Annotated in this window: 13 protein-coding genes; 6 read left to right on the forward strand and 7 right to left on the reverse strand. The window is 66.6% G+C overall.

Going from position 1 to position 17,362, the window contains the following annotated elements; genetic code table 11:
- Nucleotides 1-41 precede the first annotated feature (41 nt).
- A complete protein-coding gene (locus JOE66_RS14510; protein WP_205110574.1) occupies nucleotides 42-1,037 on the reverse strand; it encodes a stage II sporulation protein M in 996 nt (331 codons plus the stop codon).
- Nucleotides 1,038-1,054: 17 nt separating this feature from the next.
- Here JOE66_RS14510 and JOE66_RS14515 point away from each other — a divergent pair, with 17 nt between their 5' ends.
- On the forward strand, nucleotides 1,055-1,918 hold the full coding sequence (locus JOE66_RS14515) for an RDD family protein (RefSeq protein ID WP_205110576.1): 864 nt from the start codon (nucleotides 1,055-1,057) through the stop codon (nucleotides 1,916-1,918).
- Between the two features lie 248 nt (nucleotides 1,919-2,166).
- Entirely contained in the window at nucleotides 2,167-3,663 is a 1,497-nt protein-coding gene (locus tag JOE66_RS14520) for a putative Ig domain-containing protein (RefSeq protein WP_205110578.1), read from the forward strand.
- A 312-nt stretch (nucleotides 3,664-3,975) separates the two neighbouring features.
- Here JOE66_RS14520 and JOE66_RS14525 read toward each other — a convergent pair whose 3' ends face one another.
- On the reverse strand, nucleotides 3,976-4,188 hold the full coding sequence (locus JOE66_RS14525) for a DUF3499 family protein (RefSeq protein WP_205110580.1): 213 nt from the start codon (nucleotides 4,186-4,188) through the stop codon (nucleotides 3,976-3,978).
- Nucleotides 4,189-4,249: 61 nt separating this feature from the next.
- Between JOE66_RS14525 and JOE66_RS14530 the strand changes: the two genes are divergently transcribed.
- Nucleotides 4,250-4,690: a metallopeptidase family protein gene (locus JOE66_RS14530; RefSeq protein ID WP_205110582.1), complete on the forward strand. Its 441-nt coding sequence runs from the start codon at nucleotides 4,250-4,252 to the stop codon at nucleotides 4,688-4,690.
- Nucleotides 4,691-4,816: 126 nt separating this feature from the next.
- Here the strand turns inward: JOE66_RS14530 and JOE66_RS14535 are convergent, their stop codons facing one another.
- The 5 genes from JOE66_RS14535 to manA all read right to left on the reverse strand — a co-directional run bounded on the left by JOE66_RS14535 (nucleotide 4,817) and on the right by manA (nucleotide 13,423).
- Nucleotides 4,817-6,256, reverse strand: a complete 1,440-nt coding sequence (locus tag JOE66_RS14535; RefSeq protein ID WP_205110584.1) for a DUF5719 family protein — start codon at nucleotides 6,254-6,256, stop codon at nucleotides 4,817-4,819.
- Nucleotides 6,246-9,356: a glycosyltransferase family 2 protein gene (locus JOE66_RS14540; protein ID WP_205110586.1), complete on the reverse strand. Its 3,111-nt coding sequence runs from the start codon at nucleotides 9,354-9,356 to the stop codon at nucleotides 6,246-6,248. The genes JOE66_RS14535 and JOE66_RS14540 overlap by 11 nt, the downstream gene beginning before the upstream one ends.
- Nucleotides 9,357-9,478: 122 nt before the next feature.
- Nucleotides 9,479-9,796 carry a WhiB family transcriptional regulator gene (locus JOE66_RS14545; protein WP_205110588.1) on the reverse strand — a complete coding sequence of 106 codons (318 nt, stop codon included), beginning with the start codon at nucleotides 9,794-9,796 and terminating at the stop codon, nucleotides 9,479-9,481.
- A 197-nt stretch (nucleotides 9,797-9,993) separates the two neighbouring features.
- Complete coding sequence (locus JOE66_RS14550; protein ID WP_205110590.1) at nucleotides 9,994-12,105, reverse strand: acyltransferase family protein; 2,112 nt, start codon at nucleotides 12,103-12,105, stop codon at nucleotides 9,994-9,996.
- A gap of 73 nt (nucleotides 12,106-12,178) precedes the next feature.
- Nucleotides 12,179-13,423, reverse strand: a complete 1,245-nt coding sequence (gene manA / locus JOE66_RS14555; protein WP_205110592.1) for a mannose-6-phosphate isomerase, class I — start codon at nucleotides 13,421-13,423, stop codon at nucleotides 12,179-12,181.
- A gap of 148 nt (nucleotides 13,424-13,571) precedes the next feature.
- Here manA and JOE66_RS14560 point away from each other — a divergent pair, with 148 nt between their 5' ends.
- The 3 genes from JOE66_RS14560 (at nucleotide 13,572) to JOE66_RS14570 (ending at nucleotide 17,352) form a co-directional block, all read left to right on the forward strand.
- Nucleotides 13,572-14,750 (forward strand): acyl-CoA dehydrogenase family protein, encoded by a 1,179-nt coding sequence (locus JOE66_RS14560; RefSeq protein WP_205110594.1) that lies wholly within the window; start codon nucleotides 13,572-13,574, stop codon nucleotides 14,748-14,750.
- A 216-nt stretch (nucleotides 14,751-14,966) separates the two neighbouring features.
- Nucleotides 14,967-16,358, forward strand: a complete 1,392-nt coding sequence (locus JOE66_RS14565; RefSeq protein WP_205110596.1) for an O-antigen ligase family protein — start codon at nucleotides 14,967-14,969, stop codon at nucleotides 16,356-16,358.
- A gap of 46 nt (nucleotides 16,359-16,404) precedes the next feature.
- Complete coding sequence (locus JOE66_RS14570; protein WP_205110598.1) at nucleotides 16,405-17,352, forward strand: FkbM family methyltransferase; 948 nt, start codon at nucleotides 16,405-16,407, stop codon at nucleotides 17,350-17,352.
- Nucleotides 17,353-17,362 lie beyond the last annotated feature (10 nt).

A 17,362-nucleotide genomic window follows, 5' to 3' on the forward strand; every position in this document is an offset into this window, starting at 1 on the left:
TGCGGCGGTCACCGACGGAACGGGGAAAGTCGATTTCGAAGCTAGGCGGCCACGAGACGCTTGGCCCCGGCATCGAAGTCGGCGAGGTCGCCCGTTGCGCCCGCGCGGACGGCCCGGCCGCCGACGAACAGCATGTAGAACAGGAACGCGGCGAGTGCAACGGCCCCGATGCCGATCTTCACCGGCCACGGCCAGGGCTGCGGGGTGACGAACCCCTCGATCACGCCGGAGACCAGCAGCACGAACACGAGCCCGATCGCCACCGTGAACAGGGCGCGCCCGTCTTCGGCGAGCGCCTGACCCCGGGTGCGAGGGCCAGGAGCGATCCACGCCCAGAAGATGCGGAGCCCGGCGGCGGCCCCCACGAAGATCGCCGTGAGTTCGAGCATCCCGTGCGGAAGGATGTACTGGAAGAACACGTCGGCGTGCCCGTAGTGGAACAGGACAGCGGCGTTCACGCCGAGGTTGATCGCGTTCTGCAGCAACAGGTACGGCACGTAGACGCCCACGATGCCGAACGCGACACACTGCGCGGTGATCCAGGCATTGTTCGTCCAGACCTGGCCGGTGAAGGAGGCCGCCGGGTTGTCGGAGTAGTAGTTGACGAAGTCCTGCTCTGCGACCTTGCGGAGCTGGTCATCCGTACCGAAGTTGGCGAGCACCTGCGGGTCGTTCAGCGCCCACACCGCGTAGAGCGTGCTCACGGCGAGCGTCGCCAGCGCCACCACGAGCACGAGCCAGCGGATGCGATAGAGCGCGGCCGGCAACTGCAGGGCGAAGAACGCCGGCACCTGGGCGAGCACGTTCGGGCTGGCCCCGGTGAACCGCAGCCGGGCACGCGAGAGCGACACCGACAGCCGGTCGCCGACAGCCGTCGAACCCGCCGAGGTGGTGAGGGCCGAGAGCTGCGAAGCCCCGGCCTGGTAGCGCTCGATCAGCTCGTCTGCCTCGGCACCGCTCGGGTTCCGGAGTCGGCCGAGTTCATCGAGGCGATTCCATTCGCCCCGATGCGCTGCTGAGTATGCGTCAAGATCCATCTGCTTAGATGATAGCCATGGCTGAGCCACTTCTCGCCCCCATCGGAGCGACACACTCCCTCGAGCACAACGATGCGCTCCTCGTCACGGGCGAGGCCGTGGCGCTCGACGTGCGACCCACCAGCTTCATCCTGCGTGCGGCCGGCACCATGATCGACGTCGTGTTTTCCGTCGGCCTGTTCATCGGGGCCGTGTTCCTCGTCAGCTTCTGGCAGGCCTCGACCGGCGCCGACGATGCCATCACCCAGGCCGCCATCGTGACCAGCCTGGTATTCTGCATCGTGGTCGTGCCGACGGTGGTCGAGACGCTGATGAAGGGCCGTTCGCTCGGCAGGCTCGCTGTGGGGGCGCGGATCGTGCGCGATGACGGTGGCGCAGCATCCTTTCGCCACGCTTTCATCAGGGCGCTCACGGGAGTGCTCGAGATCTACTTCACCCTGGGCGGCCTCGCCGTGATCGTCGGGCTGTTGAACCCCCGGTCGAAGCGCCTCGGTGACCTGCTGGCGGGCACGTACAGCCAGCACGAGCGGGTGCCGAAGGTGGTCTCGCAGGCCGCGCCGATGCCACCGCCGCTCTACGGCTGGGCGCACGTGGCCGATGTGGCGAAACTGCCCGACCGGCTTTCGCGGCGTATCGCGCAGTTCCTCGCCGAGGCGAACCACATGACTCCGGATGCCCGGCAGCGCCACGCCGCAGCCCTGATGTTCGAAGCGGCGCCGTACGTGTCGCCCGTGCCTCCGGTGCCGCCCGAGCTGCTGTTGCTCGGCATCGCGGCTCTCCGTCGCGACAGGGAGACCGCTGCCCTGCACCTCGAGTCGGCGCGCCTGGCACGCCTGTCGCCGCTGCTCACGGGCCTCCCCCACGGCTACCCCCGCCGCTAGCATGCTCCCCGGCAGCTGGTGGGCGACGCGAACTGACGCGAAACGCCCCTCGCTCGCCCCCGATTGGGCGGTTGGCGTCATCTCGACAGCGCGTGCGCCAACGCGCTACTCCGCTCACTACAGCGACTTTCTCATTTGCGCAGGGTTTCGCCGAATCCGTTGCGCCGTCGGGCAACAAGATGCCGTAGCGATACGCAAAAAATAGGTGAGGTTTGCTCTTTTTACAGTTGTGAGCTAGTTTCATTTTCATGACGAAGTCTCGAATCCCCCGCCGCCTCTGCTTCGCTGCAGCCGTAACAGGCATGGTCGCGTGCCTGGCGTTGGTATCGCCACAGACGGCGCAGGCCTTCACCGGGCCGGTGGCGGTCGGCAACAAGCCCGTTGCGGTGGGGATCGACTCCGTCAATCACCGGGTGTTCGTGACGAACAGCACCAACTCGGTGTCGTTCTTAGACGGGAATAGTGCGACGCCGACCGCCGTGAACGTGATGGTTGGTGCCCCACAGAGCGGTATCGCCGTCGACTCGGCCGCGCATCTGGCCTTTGTGACTCTTCCGAACCAGAACAAGGTGGCCGTGATCGATACGGCTGCGGCGACGCCTGCACTGATCCGCGACGTAGCCGTCGGGTCCTTTCCGACCGGTATAGCGATCGACCCGTCCACGCACCTCGTCTTCGTCGCCAACAGCGCTTCAGCGAATGTTTCGCGATTCGATGGAACAACGACCACTCCCACAGTCTCGACCATCGGCGTGGGGGCGGTTCCATTGGGGATTGGTATCGACACAGTGAGCCACACCGTCTTCGTGTCCAACACGAACGGCGACTCAGTCACAACGTTCACCAGCCTCGATGGACTTGTCACTCGATCGACAATCCCGGTCGGTCCCGGTGTCGGTGCGGTTGCGGTCGACAGCCCGTCTCATTCGGTGTTCGTCTCGAACACCGGCGGCTCCGCCGTGTATCGATTCGACGACTCGATTCCGAATCCCACGCCAACAACGGTGGCTGTGGGACTGCACCCGCAGGGAATATCCGTCGATGAGGCGAGCGGTACCGTCTACGTCTCAAACCTCGATGAAGACAGCGTCTCGCACTTCGACGCGGGGGCGACCGGCACGCCGAAGGTGACCACTGAAGCAGTCGGTGGATCAGGTCCGCTCGGACTAGCCGTCGACAGCAGCACGAGCACGATCTACGCGGCGCTCAGTAAGGGCACAGCCGTCGCTCGACTCGGAGCTGTCACTCCGCAGGCACCCTCGATCACGTCAGGCAACCCACCCGCTGCAACAGTGGGCGCACCCTACTCATTCACTTTCACCGCGACCGGCAGGCCCGTTCCCACCATCAGCGTGACGGGAACAATTCCACCCGGCCTCGCCTTCGATTCGGTAACCGACGTCCTCTCCGGCACACCGACTGCCGCCGGCTCCTACACGATTGCTGTATCGGCGAGCAGCTTGGCGGGCACAACGGACAGCATCCATTACATTCTCACAGCGAATCTCCCGACGCCGACGCCGATACCCTCGCCCACCAGCACCGCCACTGCTACACCGACCAGCGTGACCGCCGGCGGCAGCCTGCCGGGCGGAAAGGCCCAGCTCGCCCACACCGGCGCTGACGAACCGCTCCGCGGAGTGCTGGCAGCGAGTGCGCTCGGGCTTCTCGCTGCCGGAGCTGCCAGCGCGCTGCTCGTCACGCGTCGTCGACGCACAACGGGAACCCCCGGCGCACGCCGCTGACTTTCGCCTAGGGGCGGTTGTCGACGAGTATCGCTCGACCCCACGCTCGCGGCTGCATCGACTCCCGGCTCTGTCGGTCTTCGCCCGAAACACCGACAGATTCGGGAAACTCGATGTCCTGGAGCCGGAAGCGTGTCGACGACGCGAGACGCCACGAAACGCCCCTCGCGCGCTCCCGATTGGGCGGATGGCGTCATCTCGATAGCGTCGACTTTCCCGTTTGCGCAGGGTTTCGGCGAATTTCTTGCACCTTCGGGCAACTCGATCGCGGGATGCCCGGGGGCTCGAGCTCTCCCCCGGGGGCGACTCGGGCTAGAAGTCGGTGCCGACCGTGGTGTAGCGCACGATCTGCCAGCCCTGGGGGGCCGAGAGCTTCTCGGTGTGCTTCGCGCACAGGTCGTAACTGTGCGGTTCGTGCTGGAAGCTGAGGGGGCCGAGAACCGCGATGGAGTCGGCGTAGACGTAGGTGAACGTCGAGACGGCTTCGCCCTGGCAGGTGATGCGCGAGCAGGTTCTGGTGGTCATCCATCACAGACTATGCATGAGAGGGTGAACGGCTCGACTGGGCGCGCCGTAAGCTTGCTCTATGCCACGTTCACGGCGGAACACCGGAGCCAAAACTTCGCGCTACCGATACCGCAACCGCCACGGCCGCACTCTGCGGTCGTCGGTCACGGGGCCGCATCTGCCGCCGCTTCGCACGCGGATCGACCTCTTCGAGATGACCGTGGCGTCAACCGCCGACTACCTCAAGGGCGTCTGGCCAGAAGAGCTCGCCGACGTGATCTTCGAGATCGGCGCCGTGCCCCTGGGGATGCCTGCTGAGGGCGCCCCAGTGGAGCGGTGGAAGGTGATCGGCAATCGCATCATTCTGTTTCGGCTGCCGATCCAACGGCTCACCAAGCTGCACCGCGACGACGAGCTGCACAAACGCATGGTGATCGAGAGCTGCGTGTTCCGCGGCGTGGCCGAGTATCTCGGCAAAGACCCCTGGGACCTGGCACCGGACCGGTACCGGCACTTCTGAGCCCCGGGCGCGGCTCATCTCGGCGAGAGCTGCCGTCTGAGTCGCAAGCGCGGGTCGAGCAGGTGGGGTGGGAGAGCGGGTTTCGATACGGCCGCTTCGCGGCCTACTCAACCGGCGACGGGCGCCCTACCCGCGGTAGAGCGTGATCGGCGACGCCAGGGGGCTTGCAGGGCTGACGGCGAACGCCGAGATGAGTCCATCTCCGAGGTATCCCACCGACGCCGTGAGCGGTGCGGACGTGGCGACGGTATACGTCGTCGCGTTCGACAGCGGCACGCCCGTGGCACTGCCTGCCGCGACCGTCAGGGTCTGCGGTGCACCGCCGGCGTTCGGGGTGACGGTGACCGCACCATCCGTGCCACCGGTGTTCACGAGTTGGAGCTTCGGATTCGGGCCTTCGGCCGTGGTGAAGACGAACGAACCGGCGAGCAGAGGGCTCGACTGGTACCAGGCATAGTCGACGCCGCCGCTGACGACGGCCGAGCGGGCTCCCGCGACGATGGGCTGGTCAGAGCTCACTGTGACGGCGTAGGTGTCGTCGGTGAGCGAGGGGAACGGGAACTCCGTCACGATGCCGCCGGTCGCGCTGTAGTTCACGGTGGCGTCCGCGACGCCGAGCGTCTCACTCCTGAGGGTGACAGTGAGCGTCGCCGATTCCGCACCGGGTACGTAGACCCGAAGCGTGGCCGGCAGGTCACTCGAGGCCGGGTCGGTCGCCCGTTCGGCGATGGCGCTCGTGCTCACCACCTGGACACCGGAGATCGTCTGGGTCAGCGCTGGACCAGAGGTGGGGCCGACCACATCGATACCGCCGGGAGTCAGCAACCGTACAACGCTCGATTGCAGAGACGCGAGCACGCTGCCCCCGGCGCTGGTGACATGGATGACCGGCGAAACCAGATTCGGAGCAAACCCTGCAAGCGACAGAGCCCGCTGCGAGTGCGGCTGCACGATGATGCCGCTCGTACCCGGCGCACTCACCAGCCCGGTCTCGCCGAAGATGCCGAGGGTGACAGTCGCCAGCACATCGCTCGGATTGCTCAGCAGGACGAAGCTCGTGCGCCCGGTTGTTGTCGCGCCGGCCACCAGCCAGCTGTCGGGAGCTGCTTCGGCGCACTCCGTGCTCGCCAGTCCAACGAGGTCGTTCTCGGAGACCTGCACCGACTGGCTGCCCGCCAACAGGGTGCCGTCGGCGCCCGTCGCAGTGAGGCTTGTGGGCAGAGCTCCCCCGGGGCGTGAATCGGGCGTCTCGAGCTCAGACGTGGTGATGCCGGTCGAGCTCGGGTCTGCGCCGGCCTGCAGTACCGGGGCGCCAACGGAGACGAGCGAGGGGGAACCCTGGGCGCGGTCCGCAGTGGCGCTGCCGTCGATCTGCACCGCGGGGCCAGGGCAGACCCGCGTCTGGTCGGAGGCCTCCGGCGTCACCGTCACACTCGGCACTCCCGCAGCGTACTGTGGCAAGTCGAGGAACGCGGCCGAGGCGACCGTCGCCACCCCGAGCGCGAGCACCACCACGCTGGTCACGAGCCGCACGCTGGTGCGGGCGACGGATGATCTACTCGCCACGGTTCGCCTCCTCTGTCGGCTCGGCAGACGTTTCAGCCGTGGTTTCGGCACTCGCACCTACGCTGGATTCTGCGCGAGATTCTGCGATCAGAGCTTCGTCGGCATCTGCACGGGCACTCACGCCGACGGTCCCAGCGGAACCCGGGTTGGAGGCGGCACCGTCTTCGTCAACAGCAGTCGTTCCGGTATCGGTCTCAGCCGCGGAAACGGGTTCGACGCCGCCGGGATCGCCGCTGGGTGCCACCCCGGCACCAGCCGCACCCTCTTCCTCGAGCTCCGCCGCTTCGTCGAGCGCCGTGGCCGCGCGCAGCCCGTGGGCCTCCAGCCTGCCCGCCGGCAGCGCCAGCAGGAGTGCCAAGCCGAAGATGATGGCCTGGATGATCAGAATGAGCGCACCCGTCGGCGTGCCGGTGTTCGTGGGTGACGGCGCCGGCAAAGCAGAGAACCCCGGTGTGCCGGTGACCTGCCAGAGCCTGCCGGCGAAGGTCTGCCCGATGGAGGTCAGCGAGGCGTTGCTGTCGAACGAGCTGGTGGCGCGGGCAGCGACGGCCTGGGCATCCGTCGACGAGGCAGAAGCGGCGGGCGGCGCAAGCACGACGAACTCGATGCCGAGCTGGGCCAGTTCGACCGTGGGGTCTGTACCACTGCGGGAGGCGAGGTTGCCCACCAGGTTCGCCAGGTTCTGCTCGGCGGGGGTGAGGCCGACGACGGTCGCGGCGAGCGTGGACTGCGTGTCGAGGGTGGCACCTGCGCCGTGGACGACGGAGGCCGCGAGGCCACCATTCGACTGCGGCGTGAGCACCAGGGTGCCCACCCGGGGATTGGACGTGGCCTCTGCCGTGACGAAAGCGGGAAGGGACTGGCCGGTGCCAGACCGAATTGCGCTCGTGCCGACGAGGGTGGACGTCGCCACGGGCACCGCCAACACAGCGATGGCCACCGCCGCCACCAGCGCGGGGAGAGCCGCGAGACGGGTGAACGTCGAGAGGCCGACTGTCGCCGCACCGACCAGGCCGAGCCAGAACAGGCTGAGCCCGGCGCCCGGCCAGATCGAGATCTCTAGCGCGCCGGTCGAGGAGACCGAGATCGTCGTGGCCGCGACGGCCGTGGCGAAGCCGAGCACAGCAACGAGAGCGGCGAGTGCGGCGGCATAGGAGCGCGGCAGGAAGAGAGCCACGAGGGCGATGAGCGCCAGGGGCACCACGAGCAGTACAGCGATGAGCTGCACGGTTGCCGAATCGAGCCCGACGGCAGTGCCGATGCCCGACCAGCCGCCGAGTCCGCTCTGTGGCTGGCCGAGAAGCAGGTCGATGAGACTCACCGGTCCGTGCGCGTTCGGCAGCCCGGGGTCGGCGAGCAGGCCAAGCAGGTTGCCTCGCTGGAGCTGGTCGTATGCAAGCGGCAGGAAGAGCGCCAGCGCCGGTATCGGAATTCCGATGTACCGGGCGATGGCCCGACGCGAGAAGACGACCGCGCCGAACCACAGCACGATCAGCGCCGGCCAGAGCGAAGGGGCTGCGGCGAGCACGCCGGCGAAGAGGAGAGACGCGAGCGCGGAGGCAGGCCACGAACGCGCAGCAGAAAGCGCCGCGAGAACCAACCAGGGCAGCAGGAGGTGCGCGATGATGGCACCGACCTGGCCGGCATCCATCGAGCTGAGGAACGGCGGGGCGATCACCCACAACACGGCCGCGAAGACCCGCAGACCCTGCCTCGAGGTGAGCTTTGCAGCGCAGAACCACGCGGCCAGGGCCGCAAGCGGGAAGGCAGCGAGGTATAGCACCACCAGCGCAACCGACGGCGACCAGAACGTGATCGAGCCGAACACCGCCAGAATGTAGGCGAACGGGTCTGCTGCGCCCACGAACCCGAGCCCCAGGTCACGCCAGCCGTAGCCGACCTGTGCCCACAGGCCCCCGACGTCTCCCAGCGGGAGGAACGATCCGCCGGTGAGTGCAGCCGCGCCGAGCAACGGGAAGAACAGGGCGAGCCCGAGTACCGCGGCCGCGATAACGATGGCCGCACCTCCGCCGGAGAAGAAGAACAGCTCCTCTCGCGAGCCTCGAGCACGGGACAGCGCAAGTTCGCGCACCAGCGCATTGCGTCGGCGCACCTCGCCGCCAGGCACACGCAGCGGCGCAATCGCGCCCCAGCTCGCAGCCCTCGTCATGCGGATGGAGCGCCGCGCGGCACCGACCCGACCGCTGAAGGCCGTTCTGAAAGCTGCGGCGAATTCACCCGTGACGGCGCCGGGCTGCTTGCGAAGAACCTGGAAGAGGGTTCTGGCGACAGCGAGAGGCACCAACGACAACCAGTGGAAGACCACTGCGAACGCGGGGGCGTACACCAGGCGTCGGTGCAGCTGGGCCGCGCGCCGCGCCGATTGGCGCCTGCGTCGCTGAGACCCCTTGGCCGAATTGCCCGGGCCGGAGAGCCCGTCACCTGCGGTGGCGACCTTCGCGTCGGGCACGGCCATGACCCGGTGCCCGGCGAGCCTCGCCCTGATCGAGAAGTCGAGGCCGTTGTCGGCGGTGTGCAGTGCGTCGTCGAATCCGCCCAGCTGGTTCCACACGGTGTGGCGAACAAGCATGCCCGCCGCACCGACGCCGAGAACGTCACTCATGCGGTCGTGCTGCGCCTGGTCGAGCTCACGCTCCACGAGCGGAACACTGGCCCCGAAGCGCGTGATGGATTCGCCGAACCCGGCGATGTAGTCGCCGTTGTTCCACTCCATCTGCTTGGGGCCTGCGACCGCAACTGACGGGTTCACCTCGACTGCTGCCAACAGGGCCGCGAGCGCACCGGGTTCCGGCGCGCTGTCATGCGCGAGGAGCCAGAGCCACTCGGCATCGGAGGAGGGAGGTGCGACAACGCCGAGGGCGTGCGACACCGCGACGCCGAAGGAGAGACGACTCGAAGCCGAAAGGAACCCGGTGGGTTGCACCTCAGAGAGGAGTTTGGCCGTCGTATCGGTCGACGCAGCATCGACGACGACGAGAGCATCGGGTCGCCGGGTCTGGGCCTCGATGGCCGCCAACGTACGCGGAAGACGCTCCGCGCCATTGTGGGCGACCAGTACGGCAGTTACTCGGGCTTGCATTCATTCGACTCTAGACGCGAGCCCCCGTGAAACGTCGATGCTCCCCGGCGCGCCCCCTGAGTGCTGGACTTGGCTGGGCGACGGTTGGGTGCCGGCACAACCACAGAGGTGCTCAGCAATCGCTAGCTGGCCTGCTTGCGGAGTTTGCGACGCTCACGCTCGGAGAGCCCGCCCCAGATGCCGAACCGCTCGTCGTTCTGCAACGCGTACTCGAGGCACTGCGCCTTGACCTCGCAGGTCTGGCAGATGCGCTTCGCATCGCGAGTCGAACCGCCCTTTTCAGGAAAGAATGCCTCGGGGTCGGTCTGGGCGCAGAGCGAATCCGTCTGCCAGGCGAGTGGATTGTCTTCAGTCTGGCGTACCCCCGGAACACCGAGGATGACCGGGTCGACGAACCAGTCGTCTGGTGCCCCCGAATGGAGGCCTGCTACTGGTGACATATCATGCCCTCCATTCTTCAAGACTTCGACGTGCCGAGTCTTTTCGAAAAACCCCTATAACTAATTACACCGATGTAGTTCGCTCTCGTCAAGTCGCAGATCGTAAACCCTCAACTCGTCATCTAAGGTTTGCGACAGGCCGGAATTTCCGGCAATATAGCCCGTCTGCGGACGGTATTTCAGAGGGCACCCGTATTTCAGAGGGCAGATCGTATCTGGGGGCCGACGATCGACTCGAGAGTGCGCGAGAACGTCTGGGTCAGGTGATTGCTTCCGAAGTACACGATGAATCCACCGATCACGACATGACAGGTGGTGGCATCGCAGAGATCGTCTGTCAGATCGATGAACGAGACCGACGGCATCTGGGCTGCCGCCATCGAGAGCGGGTCCTGCCCCAGGTCGAGAGTGGCACTTGCGCGCGGCTGCGAACAGGGGTCGTACTGGGCGAGGTGGGTGGCGACACAGGCGGGAATGTCCTCCTTGTCGGCGTTCGGGAGATCGCGGATCACGATCACCCGTTTGCCCGCGTCCAGAAGCGGTTGCCACGCCGTCTCGAAGTCGCCTGCCGTGATCGGGCGCCCTCCGAGGCTCGGCGGCGCCTCGACGTAACTGCGGGTGTAGTCGGTGAACAACACCGCATCGATCGCTGTGTTCTGCGACACCGACGCCAGCACACTCCGCCCCCAATCGGTGCATGACTGCATGCGCTCTGGCACGTCATAGCCGAAGCTCGCCACATCTGGCGCACCGGTACCCGCACACCAGGACTTCAGATAGGTGATGAAATGGACGTGATTGGCCCGCCCGTACTCATCCAGGGCCGTGAGGTACTGCCCAGCGTGCGAATCGCCGACCAGCGCGACAGTTGACGTCGCCGTCGCCAGGTCACCGATGTCGCAGGTCATGACGGCTGTTGCATCGAAGGTCTGCTTGCACTCGTCGACCGACTGGACACCGCGGCCGATGTCGGTCTCGGCGTAGGCAGGAGTCGTCAGGGTCGTGACCGCGTACGGCTGGGAGCACTGGTTCTCGGGCAGAGCTGCCGGCGCACCCGCGCATCTCGGGTTGTCCCGGATGGCAGCGGCGGCCGCTGCAGAGATCTGGTAGCTCGCGATGAAGGGCTGGCAATAGCCGAGTGTTGCTCCGAGCGCCACGATCACCGTGCAGCCCAGAGTGACGAAGAGCGCCCTCCCCGCTGTTCGCCGGGTCAGTGTCGTGCGAACCCGGAACGGCTCTTCCACGAAGCGCTTGGTGATGTACGCGAGCACGACGGCGGAGACCAGGATGAGCACTCGCGCCTGCCCGTCCAGCGGCTGTGCCGTCACAAACGGGACCAAAACGATCAAGGGCCAGTGCCAGAGATACAGCGAGTACGACACACCGCCCACCCACTGCGCCGGTCTGAGGCCGAGGAGCGCGCCGGGCGACCACCGCCCTGTCGGAGAGCCCGCCCAGATCATCAGGAGGGTGCCCACCACGGGCGGAATGGCACCGATGCCGGGAAAGGGGGTCGCCGCAGAGTAGAAAAACACTGTGATCGCGATGATGGCGAGCCCGAGCCAGCTCACCAGGGCACCACGCAGGGGGCGAAAACCCAAAGACCCGTGCGAGAGCAGGGCAAGCAGCCCCCCGGCGCCGAACTCCCAGGCTCGAGCGGTCGTGACGAAGTACGCAGCCGACGGGGTGACGTCGACCGCATAGACCGAGTAGAAGAAGCTGGCTGCTGTCACCACCACCAGCACGCCGACGACGATGGCTCGCCGCGAAAGGGCTCGCCGGAGTCTGCCGACGGCCAGGAGAAGAACGATGACGATCGGCCACGCGAGGTAGAACTGCTCCTCGACCGACAGCGACCAGAAGTGCTCCACCGGCGAGGGAGCATTCACCGCGGCCAGGTAGTCGACGGCGTTGTAGGCCAGCAGCCAGTTCTGCACGTAGAGCGCAGAGGCGCCGATCTCCGAGTAGAACTGCTGCCACTGCACGGTGGGCACCGCCACGACTACTGCGAGCCCCGTGACGGCGAGCACGAGGAGGCTGGCAGGAAGGAGGCGGCGTGCCCGCCGTGCCCAGAAGACCAGCAGTTGCACGCTCCCCGTGCGGTCGATCTCCCGCATGAGGTGCGCGACGATGAGAAAGCCGGAGATGACGAAGAAGATGTCGACACCGACAAAACCGCCCGGCAGCCTCACGGGCCAGAGATGATAGACCACGACCGAGAGAACAGCGATCGCGCGGAGAGCCTGGATCTCGGGTCGGATGCCCCCTCCCTGGATGGCGGCATTCTCGCGGATCTGGCGTCTGGTCATTGTCACGATGCGTCAACCGTATCAACGGCGCCGAAGCGGGTCTGCCTCCGAAGCCGGGGCGACCTCACCGTGCCTATGCAGCCCCCGGGCCAGCCAGGAAGAGCTCGCCCTCGCCCGAGAACGTGAGCTCGCCCTCGTCCGGCGTCACGAAATACGAGGCGCCGTGCGCGACCAGCGCCGAACCCGTCGCCGACGAGACCGTCACCGCACCCGAGGTGCAGATGACGATGGCCGGCCCGAGAGGCAGGTACCGGGCATCCACCAGCCCTGGCGTCACGCGAACGAGTTCGAAATCGATCACGTCGGGCTGGTACACCTCGATGCCGGCAGACGGATGCCCGGGGTTCAGGTACGGCACCGGCAACGAGTCGAACACCAGCACACTCAGCAGCTCCGGCACGTCGATGTACTTGGGTGTGAGCCCGCCGCGCAGCACGTTGTCGGAGGCGGCCATGAGTTCCACCCCGAGCCCCTTCAGATAGGCGTGGATGTTGCCGGCCGGCAGAAAGAGCGCCTCACCCCGGTTCAGCGTCACCCGGTTGAGCAGCAGGGAGATCACGATGCCGGGGTCGCCGGGGTACTCGGCCGCGAGGTCACGCACCGTCGCGAGCGCGGCACCGAACTCACCCTCGAGCAGCCCCTCGGCCGCGCCTTCGTCCCCCGACCCCTCGCCGCCGACGAGCGAGGTCACCTGGCGCACCAGCGCGAGCACCTGTTCGCCGCCGGAGAGCAGCCACTCGACTGCCGTGCGCAGCGCCTCGTGGGTGTCTCCGCGCAACTGCGACTCGAGGGCAGCCAGAAGTTCGGGTTCGGGCACGGCGGCCCGGGCATCCGCCGCCTTCAGCAGGGCGATGATGGCGTGGATCTCTGAAACAGGCCGGAACCCGCAGAGCGCCTCGAATTTCTCGCTCAGCGCGAAGATGACTTCCGGCTTGTGCAGGGGGTCTTTGTAGTTGCGGTTCGGCGCGTCGGGCGCGAGCCCTTCGGCGTTCTCCCGTTCGAAGCCGGCCCGGGCAGCGCTCAGTGTCGGGTGCGCCTGCAGCGAGAGTGGATGCTCGGCGCTGAGGATCTTCAGGAGGTACGGCAGGTGGCCATGGCTGCCGGATGCCCGTTCCGGGTCGTTCGCGATCCACTCCGTGAGCGTGCGGGCGCCGCCAGTCTGTGAGGGGTCGACGATCACGCTGGGCGAACCCGGGTGAGCGCCCAGCCAGAGCTCAGCCTGGGGTGTGGTGGAGGCGGGCTGGCCCAGCAGGTCGGTGATCGCACGCTCGGAGCCCCACGCGTAATCCCGGGGCGTGTTGGTGATCTGTACGAACATTCTGAAGAAACCCCTCCGTTGTTTTAGACCAAACTACCAACTGGGTTTGAGGGCTCTGGCACCGCCCCTAGGCTGATGCGGCCGTGACAGCGATGTGCGGCCACAGTGACACAGACCACAGTGACACAGAACCGAACGGATGAACCCCATGACTTTCGAACCCCTCGCCAGCGACTTCTTCGGATACTCAGCTCAGCTGAGCGACCAGGAGAAGGAGTCGATCATGGCTCTGCGCAGCTACCTGGAGACCGAGGTCAAGCCGCTCGTGAACGGCCTGTGGGAGCGCGCGGAGTTCCCGCACCAGATCGTGAAGAAGCTCGCCGAGCTCGACGTGTACCGCTTCGGGTGGGAGTCGACCAAGCCGTTCGAGAACTCGGCCGTCTTCCGCGGGTTCGTCGCCCTCGAGCTCGCGCGCATCGACGCCTCCGTCGCCACCCATGTCGGCGTGCACAACGGGCTCGCCATGGGATCTGTCAACGTGGCCGGTTCAGACGAACAGCGCGCCGAGTGGCTGCCGAAGATGGCGAGCGGCGAGATCGTCGGCGCGTTCGGCCTCACCGAACCCGACTCGGGCTCCGACTCGGCCCAGGGGCTTCGCACCGTGGCCACGCGCGACGGCGACGACTGGATCCTCAACGGCTCCAAGCGCTGGATCGGCAATGCCACCTTCAGCGACATCACCATCATCTGGGCGAAGTCGGCCGAAGACGGCCAGGTCAAGGGCTTCATCGTGAAGACCGACACCCCCGGGTACACCGCCACCAAGATCGAAGGCAAGCAGAGCCTCCGCATCGTGCAGAACGCCGACATCACCCTCGAGAACGTGCGCGTACCCGAGTCGATGCGCCTGCAGAACGCGAACAGTTTTCGAGACACCGCCTCTGTCTTGCGCCTCACCCGTGCCGAGGTGGCGTGGGCCGCGGTCGGCAACTCGATCGGCGCCTACGAAGCAGCGCTCAGGTACACCAAACAGCGCGTGCAGTTCGGCAAGCCGATCGCCTCGCACCAGCTCGTGCAAGACCTGCTGGTGAAGAGCCTAGGCAACATCACCTCGAGCCTCGGCATGGTCGTCCAGGTGTCACGGATGCTCGACGAAGGCGTGCAGCGTGACGAGCACTCGGCGCTGGCCAAGGCCTTCGCCACCGCCCGCATGCGCGAGACTGTCGCCTGGTGCCGCGAGGCCCTCGGCGGCAACGGAATCGTTCTGGAATACGACGTGGCCCGTCACTTCGCCGACGCCGAGGCGCTCTACTCCTACGAGGGCACACGCGAGATGAACACGCTCATCGTGGGCCGCACGATCACGGGTTTCGCTGCGTTCGTATAATCCTCCCCACCGGCCTCTCCATACGCCGCCAACGGCGCATGGAGCCTCTCAGGCCGGCGTGGGCCCTCCCTGCGGGCCACTCCACCCGCCGCGAGCGGCGCGCGGAGCCTCCGGCCTGCAGGGGCCCAGTCGCTGCTTTCCTATCCCGTAACGATTTGTCTCTGAGTGTCACTGGGCAAGCTACGTCAGGGGTTGGCTGGGTAGCCTTGAGGACTGATGAAATCCTCTGTGCGCTCTGACGAACCGCTGCTGTACAGGCCGGCCTTCGTTGCCGCTGCCGAACCCCCATCGGGCGCACGAGCGCGCGTGCGGTTCGCAGGGTTCGTGCTGTTCACGGCGCTCGGGGGCGATGCCTGGCAGAGCCTGCTGGGCTGGCCGGCCTTCATCGCGCTGGTGGTCGGGCTCACGATCGCCTGCGCAGTCGTGCTGGTGCGGAGCCACCGGCTCAGCCCGGTTCGCTGGACGCGGTGCTCCAAGCCTCTCGCCGCCTTCCTCGTACTCTGCACGGGGTCGCTGCTCTGGTCACAGTACACCGGCGCGACGGCCCTGGGAGTCACCGCGCAGTGGCTCGCCGCCATCGCCGGCGTGACCCTGGCCGTCACGCTCACGTGGCTCGAGATCCTCCGGGCGCTCGGTGTGGCGCTGCGCTGGCTGTTGGGGCTGTCTTTGCTGTTCGAGGTATACGTCGGCACGATCATCCGGCAACCACTGCATGCCCTGTGGCTCTTCTCAGGCGGCCAGGGCGTGCCGCCGGAGTATGAGTGGAGTTCGGCGGAGCTGCTGAACGGTGGGCCGATCCAGGGCATCGTGGGCAACCGCAACCTGCTGGCCTTTCTCGCGCTCCTCGCGCTGATCGTGTTCGCGATCGAGGGGGTGGAGCGCACCAGGGGTGCTGTCAACAGCATCTTCTGGCTCGCGGTCGCGCTTCTGGCCCACTCCCTCACCCGCTCGGCGACCGTGCTGATGGCCACCGTCGGCGTCGCCTTCGTCTTGCTGATTGCGCTGCTCATTCGCCGGGTGCCGGTGCACAAGAGACTCGTGATCTACCCGTTCGGCATTCTGGGGCTCGCAGGCGTCGCCTACGCCACGATCACCCTCTCCGACCAACTCTTCCCGCTGCTCGGGCGTGGCGACGACCTCACCGGGCGCGTCGACATCTGGAACACGGTGCTGAACCTGGCCTGGCAGCATCCGGTCTTCGGCTGGGGCTGGGTGAGCTACTGGGCGCCGTGGGTCGAACCGTTCAAGGGCCTGATCGTCATCGACGGTACCGAATACCTGCAGGCGCACAACGCCTGGGTCGACCTCTTTCTGCAGCTGGGGTTCGTGGGCGTGTTCGTCTTCGGGTGCCTGATCGCCGCCACCACCGTGCGCTGCTGGTGGATGGCCGTCGACCCCACTCCGAGCGCCACCGTCGGCGGCAGACCGGCGCCGTACCAGGCCATCGCCCTGTTACCCCTGTTGCTGCTCGCTGCGCTCGTGATCCAGAGCCTCACTGAGTCGCGGCTCCTCGTCGAGGGCAATTTCCTGCTGCTCGTGCTCCTCGCCACGAAGGTGAAGCTCGACCCGCTGCCGCTCGGGCCGCCACCTCGCGCGGTGGTGGGCTAGCGTTAGGAGACCCGAAGTTCGGCGATGCCGCCGGAAAGGATTTCACGTGCGCGATCGAAACATCTCCTTTGCCCAGAACGGCGAAGACATCGTGCTGTGGCGGGCATTAAAGGACATCACCAACGGCGTATACCTCGATGTCGGAGCGAATGACCCGACCATCATGTCGGTAACCCGCAAGTTCTACGACGCCGGCTGGCACGGCATCGCCATTGAACCGAACCCCGAATATGCCTCCGCCTTTCGAAACGAGCGGCCCCGAGACATCGTCTACCAAGCCGTCGCCAGCAACATCGACGCACCGACGGTGGACTTCCACCTGATTGAGGGAACAGGTCTCTCGACGCTCGTCGACGACATCAGCACAGAGCACGCCGAGGCGGGCTGGGTGGTGCGCGACATTACTGTGCCGGTGATCAGCCTCAACTCCGCGATCGAAGAAGCAGGGCTCAGCGAGAGTGACATCCATTTTCTGTCGATCGATACCGAGGGTGCCGAAGATCAGGTGATCGCCTCCCTCGATTTCACGCGGTACAGGCCGTGGATACTCATCATCGAGGCCACGGCGCCGCTGTCGACCCGCCAGGTGCATTCGACTTGGGAGTCCCGGGTCGAAGACGCGGGCTACACCTTCCAGTTCTTCGATGGGCTTTCCCGCTTCTACGTGGCGAACGAGCGGCTCGACCAGCTGGGCGGCACAGTGACCTACTCTGCGGGCATCCTCGATGACTACGTCGAAGTGGGCCAGGTCACCCTCGAGGCGGAGCTGAAATCGGTGAGCGACGCCCGCGACGAGGCAACGCAGCGTGTGGCCGAACTCACTGCCCGACTCGAAGAGGAGTCGCTTCGCGCGCGTGAACTGGCCCGGCGCGCAGAGTCGGCCGAGAAGGAGGCCGCCCGTCTCGGAAGACTCGTCGCTGATCTCCAGGGCACACTGTCGTGGCGCATCACAACACCCCTTCGTGCCGCCCGTCGAATCATCCGGAAGCGCTAGAACAGCGGGA

The organism is Subtercola frigoramans, from assembly GCF_016907385.1.
In the GTDB taxonomy this organism is placed as follows: Bacteria; Actinomycetota; Actinomycetes; order Actinomycetales; family Microbacteriaceae; genus Subtercola; species Subtercola frigoramans.

What these genes read in the sequence shown, in the direction of transcription:
- JOE66_RS14510 (WP_205110574.1), bottom strand. Translation starts at nt 1,037, where the DNA reads ATGGATCTTGACGCATACTCAGCAGCGCATCGGGGCGAATGGAATCGC.
- JOE66_RS14515 (WP_205110576.1), top strand. Translation starts at nt 1,055, where the DNA reads ATGGCTGAGCCACTTCTCGCCCCCATCGGAGCGACACACTCCCTCGAG.
- JOE66_RS14520 (WP_205110578.1), top strand. Translation starts at nt 2,167, where the DNA reads ATGACGAAGTCTCGAATCCCCCGCCGCCTCTGCTTCGCTGCAGCCGTA.
- JOE66_RS14525 (WP_205110580.1), bottom strand. Translation starts at nt 4,188, where the DNA reads ATGACCACCAGAACCTGCTCGCGCATCACCTGCCAGGGCGAAGCCGTC.
- JOE66_RS14530 (WP_205110582.1), top strand. Translation starts at nt 4,250, where the DNA reads ATGCCACGTTCACGGCGGAACACCGGAGCCAAAACTTCGCGCTACCGA.
- JOE66_RS14540 (WP_205110586.1), bottom strand. Translation starts at nt 9,356, where the DNA reads ATGCAAGCCCGAGTAACTGCCGTACTGGTCGCCCACAATGGCGCGGAG.
- JOE66_RS14545 (WP_205110588.1), bottom strand. Translation starts at nt 9,796, where the DNA reads ATGTCACCAGTAGCAGGCCTCCATTCGGGGGCACCAGACGACTGGTTC.
- JOE66_RS14550 (WP_205110590.1), bottom strand. Translation starts at nt 12,105, where the DNA reads ATGACCAGACGCCAGATCCGCGAGAATGCCGCCATCCAGGGAGGGGGC.
- manA (WP_205110592.1), bottom strand. Translation starts at nt 13,423, where the DNA reads ATGTTCGTACAGATCACCAACACGCCCCGGGATTACGCGTGGGGCTCC.
- JOE66_RS14560 (WP_205110594.1), top strand. Translation starts at nt 13,572, where the DNA reads ATGACTTTCGAACCCCTCGCCAGCGACTTCTTCGGATACTCAGCTCAG.
- JOE66_RS14565 (WP_205110596.1), top strand. Translation starts at nt 14,967, where the DNA reads ATGAAATCCTCTGTGCGCTCTGACGAACCGCTGCTGTACAGGCCGGCC.